General features: G+C 55.5%; 4 protein-coding genes, 2 tRNA genes and 3 rRNA genes. 7 read left to right on the plus strand and 2 right to left on the minus strand.

Annotated elements, in window-relative coordinates; all coding sequences use genetic code 11:
• Positions 1-19 precede the first annotated feature (19 nt).
• Complete coding sequence (locus tag NF676_RS04105; RefSeq protein ID WP_252887279.1) at positions 20-1,408, minus strand: uracil-xanthine permease family protein; 1,389 nt, start codon at positions 1,406-1,408, stop codon at positions 20-22.
• 119 nt (positions 1,409-1,527) lie between these two features.
• Positions 1,528-2,448 (minus strand): LysR family transcriptional regulator, encoded by a 921-nt coding sequence (locus NF676_RS04110; protein ID WP_056787796.1) that lies wholly within the window; start codon positions 2,446-2,448, stop codon positions 1,528-1,530.
• A 137-nt stretch (positions 2,449-2,585) separates the two neighbouring features.
• On the opposite strand from NF676_RS04110, the gene aptA reads away from it, so the two are divergent.
• From aptA to rrf, 7 genes are all read left to right on the plus strand, one after another.
• Complete coding sequence (gene aptA, locus NF676_RS04115) at positions 2,586-3,935, plus strand: omega-aminotransferase AptA (RefSeq protein WP_016771806.1); 1,350 nt, start codon at positions 2,586-2,588, stop codon at positions 3,933-3,935.
• 74 nt (positions 3,936-4,009) lie between these two features.
• On the plus strand, positions 4,010-5,503 hold the full coding sequence (locus NF676_RS04120) for a CoA-acylating methylmalonate-semialdehyde dehydrogenase (RefSeq protein WP_071174323.1): 1,494 nt from the start codon (positions 4,010-4,012) through the stop codon (positions 5,501-5,503).
• A 628-nt stretch (positions 5,504-6,131) separates the two neighbouring features.
• A 16S ribosomal RNA gene (locus NF676_RS04125) occupies positions 6,132-7,668 on the plus strand.
• An 81-nt stretch (positions 7,669-7,749) separates the two neighbouring features.
• Positions 7,750-7,826 (plus strand) — tRNA-Ile (locus tag NF676_RS04130).
• A gap of 30 nt (positions 7,827-7,856) precedes the next feature.
• A tRNA-Ala gene (locus NF676_RS04135) sits at positions 7,857-7,932 on the plus strand.
• A 247-nt stretch (positions 7,933-8,179) separates the two neighbouring features.
• Positions 8,180-11,073 (plus strand): 23S ribosomal RNA (locus NF676_RS04140).
• A 154-nt stretch (positions 11,074-11,227) separates the two neighbouring features.
• Positions 11,228-11,343: ribosomal RNA gene (gene rrf, locus NF676_RS04145) — 5S ribosomal RNA — on the plus strand.
• Together the 16S, 23S and 5S rRNA genes with 2 tRNA genes alongside form the textbook arrangement of a ribosomal RNA operon.
• Positions 11,344-11,458 lie beyond the last annotated feature (115 nt).

The raw sequence follows: 11,458 nt of genomic DNA on the forward strand, positions 1-11,458 counted from the left end.
TCCTTGCGCGGAAAAACAGTTACGCCTGTTCGATCTTGTTCAATGACGCGGGGCTTTTTGTCTCAGCGGTTTTGCCTTCCGGCAACAACAGACACAGGACGATTGCCGTCAGCCCGCCGCTGGTGATCGCCGAGTCGAACAGGTTCTGCACCAGTTTCGGCAGCAGGTGCAGCAGGTTCGGTTGCGCGGCGATGCCAAGGCCGACGCCGAACGAAGTGGCGATGATCAACATGCTGCGCCGGTCCAGCGGCGCCTGCGCGAGAATGCGTATGCCCGCCGCCGCCACTGCGCCGAACATCACCAGCGTTGCGCCGCCCAGCACCGGTTTCGGAATCTGTTGCAGCACCGCACCGATCATCGGGAACAGGCCGAGGCAGAACAGGATCGCGCCGATGTACAGACCGACGTAGCGGCTGGCAACGCCGGTCAATTGGATCACGCCGTTGTTCTGCGCGAACGTTGTGTTGGGGAAAGCGCTGAAGGTCGCCGCGATCATGCAGCTCACGCCATCGCCAAGCACGCCACCGCGCAAGCGGCTTATATAAGAAGGGCCGCTGATCGGTTGGCGGGCGAGCATGCAGTTGGCGGTGAGGTCGCCGACGGTTTCGATGGTGCTGATCAGGTAAATCAGAGCGACCGGCAGGAAAGCGGTCCAGTCGAAGTTGAATCCGAACTTGAACGGCGTAGGAAAACTCACCAGCGGCAGGTCAGGCAACGGCTGTGGCACTAATTTTCCGCTGAACCACGCAGCGAGACTGCCTAGCACCAGTCCGATGATGATCGCCGACAGTCGTACCCAAGGCGTGTTCGAACGGTTGAGCAGAATGATCGTCAGCAGCACGAACACGCCCAAGGCCAGATTGCCCGGCGCGCCGAAGTCCGGGGCATTGAAGCCGCCACCCAGATCGGTGATGCCGACCTTGATCAGGCTGATGCCGATCAGCGTGATGACAATGCCGGTCACCAGCGGTGTGACCACTCGGCGCAACTGACCGATGAAACGGCTGAGCACGATCTGCACGATTGCGCCGAAAAAGCACACGCCGAAAATCATCGCCAGAATATCTTCCGGGCTGCCGCCGCGCTGCTTGACCAGAAACCCGGCCGACAGCACCGCACCGAGAAACGCGAAACTGGTGCCTTGCAGACAGATCATCCCCGCGCCAATGCCGAACGGTCGTCGCGCCTGGATAAAGGTGCCGACGCCCGAGACCATCAACGCCATACTGATCAGGTACGGTAGATGCGCGGTCAGCCCGAGCGCGGAACCGATCACCAGTGGCGGGGTGATGATGCCGACGAAACTGGCGAGCACGTGTTGCAGTGCGGCGAGAATGGCGGCGAGTGGTTTGGGGCGATCGTTGAGGCCGTAGATCAGTTCACTGGACGAATCGGAATCTGGCTGCATGGTTTTGGCTTCTTGTTGAAGGACGAGTCAGCCCTTCACTGCAAAAACCTGTCCACTTGCTCAGGTTATTCCTGGATTCTGTCGATGAGGCCCTGCCGGGCTGGGCTCTGCGCGCTTATCTATCGCGTCGCCGCCAGACTCTCCAGGAAACTTTCCAGCACCAAATGAGGGCGCCGCCCCTTGCGCGTGACCGATGCCAGACTCAAATCGTAAAAACGCGTGCCGGCCTTGAGCGCACGCAAACGCCCCTGCTGCACCCAAAGGCTGGCGTAGTGATCCGGCAGGTAACCGATGTAGCGCCCGGTCAGAATCAGAAATGCCATGCCCTCACGGTCAGAGGCACTGGCAGTGCAATTGAGCGCCTGATAGTGCGCCTGAATCTCCGCCGGCAAACGAAAGGTCGGCGCAATCGCGTCCTGACTGTCGAGGCGTTGATCATCGAGTTGCTTGTCGTCGACATAAAACAGCGGATGACCCACCGCGCAATACAGCAGCGAACGCTCGCTGTATAACGGCTGATATTCCAGTCCTGACAAGGCGCTGGCCTGCGGCACCACGCCAACGTGCAGGCGCCCGTCGAGCACACCTTGTTCAACTTCGTTTGGCGCAATCATGCGGATCTGGATCTGCACATCCGGCCCGCGTTCCTTCAACTGCGCGAGGGCGTGGGTGATGCGCATGTGCGGAAGGGTAACGAGGTTGTCGGTGAGGCCGATGATCAGCTCGCCGCGCAGGTGTTGGTGCAGTCCGTTGACCTCAGTGCGAAAACTCTCCAGTGCACTCAACAGCTGTAGTGCCGACTGATACACCTCACGACCTTCCTCGGTCAGGGAAAATCCGGCCCGGCCACGCTGACACAGGCGCAAGCCGAGGCGCTGTTCCAGATCGCTCATCTGCTGGCTGATCGCCGAACGGCCGATGCCGAGCACTGTTTCCGCTGCGGAGAAGCCGCCACATTCCACGACACTGCGAAAAATCCGCAGCAGACGGATATCAAAGTCACTGACCTGAGCCAGTGGATCGGCGCGGCGGCTGCTCATTTTTTGTTCTCTTTGTTTAGCGATGATCTAACTGAAGGTTAGAAGAGTTGGATTTCACCGACTTTATCGCCGTGGCAATTTAGCTGCAACAACGCTTTCCATCTCCCTGACGCTTATGCCCTGCGAGGTTTTGCCCGATGAACATGCCTGAAAACGCGCCGTCGCCACTGGCCAGTCAACTGAAGCTGGACGCGCACTGGATGCCGTACACCGCCAACCGTAACTTTCAACGCGACCCGCGTCTGATCGTCGGCGCTGAAGGCAGCTGGCTGTTCGACGACAAGGGCCGCAAGATCTACGACTCGCTGTCCGGTCTGTGGACCTGCGGCGCCGGGCACACCCGCAAGGAAATTCAGGAAGCCGTTGCGAAACAGCTGGGCACTCTCGATTACTCGCCGGGTTTCCAGTACGGCCATCCGTTGTCGTTCCAGTTGGCAGAGAAAATCACCGAACTGACCCCGGGCAATCTGAACCACGTGTTCTTCACCGACTCCGGTTCCGAGTGCGCCGATACTGCGGTGAAAATGGTCCGTGCCTACTGGCGTCTGAAAGGTCAGGCGACCAAGACCAAAATGATCGGCCGCGCCCGTGGCTACCACGGTGTGAACATCGCCGGCACCAGCCTCGGCGGCGTCAACGGCAACCGCAAACTGTTTGGTCAGGCGATGATGGATGTCGATCACCTGCCGCACACGCTGCTGGCGAGCAATGCGTTTTCCCGTGGCATGCCGGAGCAGGGCGGTATCGCTTTGGCCGATGAACTGCTCAAGTTGATCGAACTGCACGACGCTTCCAATATCGCTGCGGTGTTCGTTGAACCGATGGCCGGGTCCGCCGGCGTACTGGTTCCGCCACAGGGTTACCTCAAGCGTCTGCGCGAAATCTGCGATCAGCACAACATCCTGCTGGTGTTCGATGAAGTGATCACCGGTTTCGGCCGCACCGGTTCGATGTTCGGCGCCGAGAGCTTCGGCGTGACCCCGGACCTGATGTGCATCGCCAAGCAAGTCACCAACGGCGCGATTCCAATGGGCGCGGTGATTGCAAGCTCCGAGATCTACCAGACCTTCATGAACCAGCCGACGCCGGAATACGCCGTGGAATTCCCTCACGGCTACACCTATTCGGCACACCCGGTGGCCTGTGCCGCCGGCCTTGCAGCACTCGACCTGCTGCAAAAGGAAAACCTGGTGCAGAGCGTCGCCGAAGTCGCGCCGCATTTCGAAAACGCGCTGCATGGTCTGAAGGGCTCGAAGAACGTCATCGACATCCGCAACTACGGCCTGGCTGGCGCGATCCAGATTGCCGGGCGTGACGGCGACGCGATCGTGCGTCCTTTCGAAGCGGGCATGGCCTTGTGGAAAGCCGGGTTCTACGTACGCTTCGGCGGCGACACCCTGCAGTTCGGCCCAACCTTCAACAGCAAGCCGCAAGACCTTGATCGTCTGTTCGACGCGGTCGGCGAAGTGCTGAACAAGCTCGACTGATTTTTCCCTCTATATATGTACAAAAGTGCGGGCGCCTCTCACGGCGCCTGCGGACCAGAATTCAGGAGTGTTCGATGAGCGTTATCCCGCATTTGATCAATGGCGAACTGGTAACCGAAACCGGTCGCGCGGTAGATGTGTTCAACCCGTCTACCGGCCAGGCGATCCATAAACTGCCATTGGCCAGCCAGGCCACCATTCAGAAAGCCATCGATGCCGCCAAGGCTGCGTTTCCTGCGTGGCGTAATACGCCACCGGCCAAACGCGCCCAGGTGATGTTCCGCTTCAAGCAACTGCTGGAGCAGAACGAAGCGCGCATCTCGCAACTGATCAGCGAAGAGCACGGCAAGACCCTGGAAGATGCCGCCGGTGAATTGAAGCGCGGTATCGAGAACGTCGAGTTCGCCTGCGCCGCCCCGGAAATCCTCAAGGGCGAGTACAGCCGCAACGTCGGCCCGAACATCGATGCCTGGTCGGACTTCCAGCCGTTGGGGATTGTTGCCGGTATCACCCCGTTCAACTTCCCGGCCATGGTCCCGCTGTGGATGTACCCGCTGGCGATCGTCTGCGGCAACTGCTTCATCCTCAAGCCATCCGAGCGCGATCCAAGCTCGACGCTGCTGATCGCTCAGTTGCTGCTGGAAGCAGGGTTGCCGAAAGGCGTTATGAGTGTGGTCCATGGTGACAAGACAGCGGTGGACGCGTTGATCGAAGCGCCGGAAGTCAAAGCGCTGAGTTTCGTCGGTTCGACACCGATTGCCGAGTACATCTACGCCGAAGGCACCAAGCGCGGCAAACGCGTACAGGCACTGGGCGGCGCGAAGAACCACGCGGTACTGATGCCGGATGCCGATCTGGACAATGCGGTAAGTGCACTGATGGGCGCGGCTTACGGTTCCTGCGGCGAACGCTGCATGGCCATCTCGGTGGCCGTGTGTGTTGGCGATCAGGTCGCGGACGCGCTGGTGGCGAAACTGGTTCCACAGATCAAAGCGCTGAAAATCGGCGCGGGCACCTCGTGCGGTCTGGACATGGGGCCGTTGGTTACCGGTCAGGCGCGTGACAAGGTCAGCGGTTATGTGGATGACGGTGTGGCGGCGGGCGCGACCCTGGTGGTCGATGGTCGCGGTCTGAGCGTCGCCGGTCATGAAGACGGCTTCTTCCTCGGTGGCTGCCTGTTCGACAACGTCACCCCTGAGATGCGCATCTATAAAGAAGAGATCTTCGGGCCGGTGCTGTGCGTGGTGCGGGTGAACAGCCTGGAAGAGGCGATGCAACTGATCAATGATCACGAATACGGCAATGGCACCTGCATCTTCACCCGTGACGGCGAAGCGGCGCGGCTGTTCTGCGACGAGATCGAAGTCGGCATGGTCGGCGTCAACGTGCCGTTGCCGGTGCCGGTGGCTTATCACAGTTTCGGCGGCTGGAAGCGTTCGCTGTTTGGCGACCTGCATGCGTATGGTCCGGATGGCGTGCGCTTCTACACTCGTCGCAAGGCGATCACCCAGCGCTGGCCGCAGCGTGCAAGCCATGAAGCTTCGCAGTTCGCATTTCCTAGCTTATAAGTAGCTGGATGTGCAGAAGGCCGACCTTTCAGGTCGGCCTTCGCGTTTTCGGGGCTTTTTGCCCCATATGACAGAAATATGAAAATAGGTGTTGACGGCAGATTCCAGAGGTCTATAATTCGCCCCACTTCCGGCGCAGTCGAAACGGAAAACTCCTTGAGATTCAAAGAGTTACGCAGTTTTCGACAGTGGCTTGCTTCAGATCATCGAAGCCTGGAAGGAGTTGAAAGAGCAGTGATGTGTAGCTCTTTTAACGGTTCGATCTTCTCGGTCGAAAGCGGAGAAAAGAGGTGTTGACAGCAGCGATTAACGCTGTAGAATTCGCCTCCCGCTAACGAGAGATCGGAAGCGCAAGTGGTTGAAGTTGTTGAAGAATTCTTCGAAAACTTCTGAAAATAATCACTTGACAGCAAATGAGGCTGCTGTAGAATGCGCGCCTCGGTTGAGACGAAAGATCTTAACCAACCGCTCTTTAACAACTGAATCAAGCAATTCGTGTGGGTGCTTGTGCAGTCAGACTGATAGTCAACAAGATTATCAGCATCACAAGTTACTCCGCGAGAAATCAAAGATGTAACCAACGATTGCTGAGCCAAGTTTAGGGTTTCTTAAAAACCCAAAGATGTTTGAACTGAAGAGTTTGATCATGGCTCAGATTGAACGCTGGCGGCAGGCCTAACACATGCAAGTCGAGCGGATGAGAGGAGCTTGCTCCTGGATTCAGCGGCGGACGGGTGAGTAATGCCTAGGAATCTGCCTGATAGTGGGGGACAACGTTTCGAAAGGAACGCTAATACCGCATACGTCCTACGGGAGAAAGCAGGGGACCTTCGGGCCTTGCGCTATCAGATGAGCCTAGGTCGGATTAGCTAGTTGGTGAGGTAATGGCTCACCAAGGCGACGATCCGTAACTGGTCTGAGAGGATGATCAGTCACACTGGAACTGAGACACGGTCCAGACTCCTACGGGAGGCAGCAGTGGGGAATATTGGACAATGGGCGAAAGCCTGATCCAGCCATGCCGCGTGTGTGAAGAAGGTCTTCGGATTGTAAAGCACTTTAAGTTGGGAGGAAGGGTTGTAGATTAATACTCTGCAATTTTGACGTTACCGACAGAATAAGCACCGGCTAACTCTGTGCCAGCAGCCGCGGTAATACAGAGGGTGCAAGCGTTAATCGGAATTACTGGGCGTAAAGCGCGCGTAGGTGGTTTGTTAAGTTGGATGTGAAATCCCCGGGCTCAACCTGGGAACTGCATCCAAAACTGGCAAGCTAGAGTATGGTAGAGGGTGGTGGAATTTCCTGTGTAGCGGTGAAATGCGTAGATATAGGAAGGAACACCAGTGGCGAAGGCGACCACCTGGACTGATACTGACACTGAGGTGCGAAAGCGTGGGGAGCAAACAGGATTAGATACCCTGGTAGTCCACGCCGTAAACGATGTCAACTAGCCGTTGGGAGCCTTGAGCTCTTAGTGGCGCAGCTAACGCATTAAGTTGACCGCCTGGGGAGTACGGCCGCAAGGTTAAAACTCAAATGAATTGACGGGGGCCCGCACAAGCGGTGGAGCATGTGGTTTAATTCGAAGCAACGCGAAGAACCTTACCAGGCCTTGACATCCAATGAACTTTCCAGAGATGGATTGGTGCCTTCGGGAACATTGAGACAGGTGCTGCATGGCTGTCGTCAGCTCGTGTCGTGAGATGTTGGGTTAAGTCCCGTAACGAGCGCAACCCTTGTCCTTAGTTACCAGCACGTAATGGTGGGCACTCTAAGGAGACTGCCGGTGACAAACCGGAGGAAGGTGGGGATGACGTCAAGTCATCATGGCCCTTACGGCCTGGGCTACACACGTGCTACAATGGTCGGTACAAAGGGTTGCCAAGCCGCGAGGTGGAGCTAATCCCATAAAACCGATCGTAGTCCGGATCGCAGTCTGCAACTCGACTGCGTGAAGTCGGAATCGCTAGTAATCGCGAATCAGAATGTCGCGGTGAATACGTTCCCGGGCCTTGTACACACCGCCCGTCACACCATGGGAGTGGGTTGCACCAGAAGTAGCTAGTCTAACCTTCGGGGGGACGGTTACCACGGTGTGATTCATGACTGGGGTGAAGTCGTAACAAGGTAGCCGTAGGGGAACCTGCGGCTGGATCACCTCCTTAATCGACGACATCAGCTGCTGCATGAGCTCCCACACGAATTGCTTGATTCATTGAAGAAGACGATAGAAGCAGCCCGAAATTGGGTCTGTAGCTCAGTTGGTTAGAGCGCACCCCTGATAAGGGTGAGGTCGGCAGTTCGAATCTGCCCAGACCCACCAATTTTGTGTGGGAAACGCCTGTAGAAATACGGGGCCATAGCTCAGCTGGGAGAGCGCCTGCCTTGCACGCAGGAGGTCAGCGGTTCGATCCCGCTTGGCTCCACCACTACTGCTTCTGAAGTTTGAAAGCTTAGAAATGAGCATTCCACCGGTTTGGTGATGAATGTTGATTTCTAGTCTTTGACTAGATCGTTCTTTAAAAATTTGGGTATGTGATAGAAAGATAGACTGAACGTTACTTTCACTGGTAACGGATCAGGCTAAGGTAAAATTTGTGAGTTCTCTTAATTGAGAAATTCGAATTTTCGGCGAATGTCGTCTTCACAGTATAACCAGATTGCTTGGGGTTATATGGTCAAGTGAAGAAGCGCATACGGTGGATGCCTTGGCAGTCAGAGGCGATGAAAGACGTGGTAGCCTGCGAAAAGCTTCGGGGAGTCGGCAAACAGACTTTGATCCGGAGATGTCTGAATGGGGGAACCCAGCCATCATAAGATGGTTATCTTGTACTGAATACATAGGTGCAAGAGGCGAACCAGGGGAACTGAAACATCTAAGTACCCTGAGGAAAAGAAATCAACCGAGATTCCCTTAGTAGTGGCGAGCGAACGGGGACTAGCCCTTAAGTGGCTTTGAGATTAGCGGAACGCTCTGGAAAGTGCGGCCATAGTGGGTGATAGCCCTGTACGCGAAAATCTCTTAGTCATGAAATCGAGTAGGACGGAGCACGAGAAACTTTGTCTGAATATGGGGGGACCATCCTCCAAGGCTAAATACTACTGACTGACCGATAGTGAACTAGTACCGTGAGGGAAAGGCGAAAAGAACCCCGGAGAGGGGAGTGAAATAGATCCTGAAACCGTATGCGTACAAGCAGTGGGAGCAGACTTTGTTCTGTGACTGCGTACCTTTTGTATAATGGGTCAGCGACTTATTTTCAGTGGCGAGCTTAACCGAATAGGGGAGGCGTAGCGAAAGCGAGTCTTAATAGGGCGTCTAGTCGCTGGGAATAGACCCGAAACCGGGCGATCTATCCATGGGCAGGTTGAAGGTTAGGTAACACTGACTGGAGGACCGAACCGACTACCGTTGAAAAGTTAGCGGATGACCTGTGGATCGGAGTGAAAGGCTAATCAAGCTCGGAGATAGCTGGTTCTCCTCGAAAGCTATTTAGGTAGCGCCTCATGTATCACTGTAGGGGGTAGAGCACTGTTTCGGCTAGGGGGTCATCCCGACTTACCAAACCGATGCAAACTCCGAATACCTACAAGTGCCGAGCATGGGAGACACACGGCGGGTGCTAACGTCCGTCGTGAAAAGGGAAACAACCCAGACCGTCAGCTAAGGTCCCAAAGTTATGGTTAAGTGGGAAACGATGTGGGAAGGCTTAGACAGCTAGGAGGTTGGCTTAGAAGCAGCCACCCTTTAAAGAAAGCGTAATAGCTCACTAGTCGAGTCGGCCTGCGCGGAAGATGTAACGGGGCTCAAACCATACACCGAAGCTACGGGTATCACCTTCGGGTGATGCGGTAGAGGAGCGTTCTGTAAGCCTGTGAAGGTGAGTTGAGAAGCTTGCTGGAGGTATCAGAAGTGCGAATGCTGACATGAGTAACGACAATGGGTGTGAAAAACACCCACGCCGAAAGACCAAGGTTTCCTGCGCAACGTTAATCGACGCAGGGTTAGTCGGTCCCTAAGGCGAGGCTGAAAAGCGTAGTCGATGGAAAACAGGTTAATATTCCTGTACTTCTGGTTATTGCGATGGAGGGACGGAGAAGGCTAGGCCAGCTTGGCGTTGGTTGTCCAAGTTTAAGGTGGTAGGCTGAGATCTTAGGTAAATCCGGGATCTTAAGGCCGAGAGCTGATGACGAGTGTTCTTTTAGAACACGAAGTGGTTGATGCCATGCTTCCAAGAAAAGCTTCTAAGCTTCAGGTAACCAGGAACCGTACCCCAAACCGACACAGGTGGTTGGGTAGAGAATACCAAGGCGCTTGAGAGAACTCGGGTGAAGGAACTAGGCAAAATGGCACCGTAACTTCGGGAGAAGGTGCGCCGGTGAGGGTGAAGGACTTGCTCCGTAAGCTCATGCCGGTCGAAGATACCAGGCCGCTGCGACTGTTTATTAAAAACACAGCACTCTGCAAACACGAAAGTGGACGTATAGGGTGTGACGCCTGCCCGGTGCCGGAAGGTTAATTGATGGGGTTAGCTAACGCGAAGCTCTTGATCGAAGCCCCGGTAAACGGCGGCCGTAACTATAACGGTCCTAAGGTAGCGAAATTCCTTGTCGGGTAAGTTCCGACCTGCACGAATGGCGTAACGATGGCGGCGCTGTCTCCACCCGAGACTCAGTGAAATTGAAATCGCTGTGAAGATGCAGTGTATCCGCGGCTAGACGGAAAGACCCCGTGAACCTTTACTATAGCTTTGCACTGGACTTTGAATTTGCTTGTGTAGGATAGGTGGGAGGCTTTGAAGCGTGGACGCCAGTTCGCGTGGAGCCATCCTTGAAATACCACCCTGGCAACTTTGAGGTTCTAACTCAGGTCCGTTATCCGGATCGAGGACAGTGTATGGTGGGTAGTTTGACTGGGGCGGTCTCCTCCTAAAGAGTAACGGAGGAGTACGAAGGTGCGCTCAGACCGGTCGGAAATCGGTCGTAGAGTATAAAGGCAAAAGCGCGCTTGACTGCGAGACAGACACGTCGAGCAGGTACGAAAGTAGGTCTTAGTGATCCGGTGGTTCTGTATGGAAGGGCCATCGCTCAACGGATAAAAGGTACTCCGGGGATAACAGGCTGATACCGCCCAAGAGTTCATATCGACGGCGGTGTTTGGCACCTCGATGTCGGCTCATCACATCCTGGGGCTGAAGCCGGTCCCAAGGGTATGGCTGTTCGCCATTTAAAGTGGTACGCGAGCTGGGTTTAGAACGTCGTGAGACAGTTCGGTCCCTATCTGCCGTGGACGTTTGAGATTTGAGAGGGGCTGCTCCTAGTACGAGAGGACCGGAGTGGACGAACCTCTGGTGTTCCGGTTGTCACGCCAGTGGCATTGCCGGGTAGCTATGTTCGGAAAAGATAACCGCTGAAAGCATCTAAGCGGGAAACTTGCCTCAAGATGAGATCTCACTGGAACCTTGAGTTCCCTGAAGGGCCGTCGAAGACTACGACGTTGATAGGTTGGGTGTGTAAGCGCTGTGAGGCGTTGAGCTAACCAATACTAATTGCCCGTGAGGCTTGACCATATAACACCCAAGCAATTTGCTGACCTGAAAAGGCGCCAGATTGCGGTGTGTGAAGACGAAACGAACCGAAAGTTCGAAATTCACAAACACCTAGCTGTCACATACCCAATTTGCTGAAGCGAGGCCATCTGGTCACGAGTCAGTACCCGAATTTCTTGACGACCATAGAGCGTTGGAACCACCTGATCCCATCCCGAACTCAGCAGTGAAACGATGCATCGCCGATGGTAGTGTGGGGTTTCCCCATGTGAGAGTAGGTCATCGTCAAGATTAAATTCCGAAACCCCAATTGCGAAAGCAGTTGGGGTTTTGTTTTGCCTGCGAGAAAGTTCTTACAGGCTTCGCAGACCTCGTCCGGCTGTCACAGCCGGCCGACAATGCTAAG

Source organism: Pseudomonas siliginis, assembly GCF_024072275.1.
Classification (GTDB): domain Bacteria; phylum Pseudomonadota; class Gammaproteobacteria; order Pseudomonadales; family Pseudomonadaceae; genus Aquipseudomonas; species Aquipseudomonas siliginis.

Bases quoted from the DNA above. Each gene is read 5' to 3' on its own strand.
- NF676_RS04105 (WP_252887279.1), bottom strand. From the start codon at position 1,408: ATGCAGCCAGATTCCGATTCGTCCAGTGAACTGATCTACGGCCTCAAC.
- NF676_RS04110 (WP_056787796.1), bottom strand. From the start codon at position 2,448: ATGAGCAGCCGCCGCGCCGATCCACTGGCTCAGGTCAGTGACTTTGAT.
- aptA (WP_016771806.1), top strand. From the start codon at position 2,586: ATGAACATGCCTGAAAACGCGCCGTCGCCACTGGCCAGTCAACTGAAG.
- NF676_RS04120 (WP_071174323.1), top strand. From the start codon at position 4,010: ATGAGCGTTATCCCGCATTTGATCAATGGCGAACTGGTAACCGAAACC.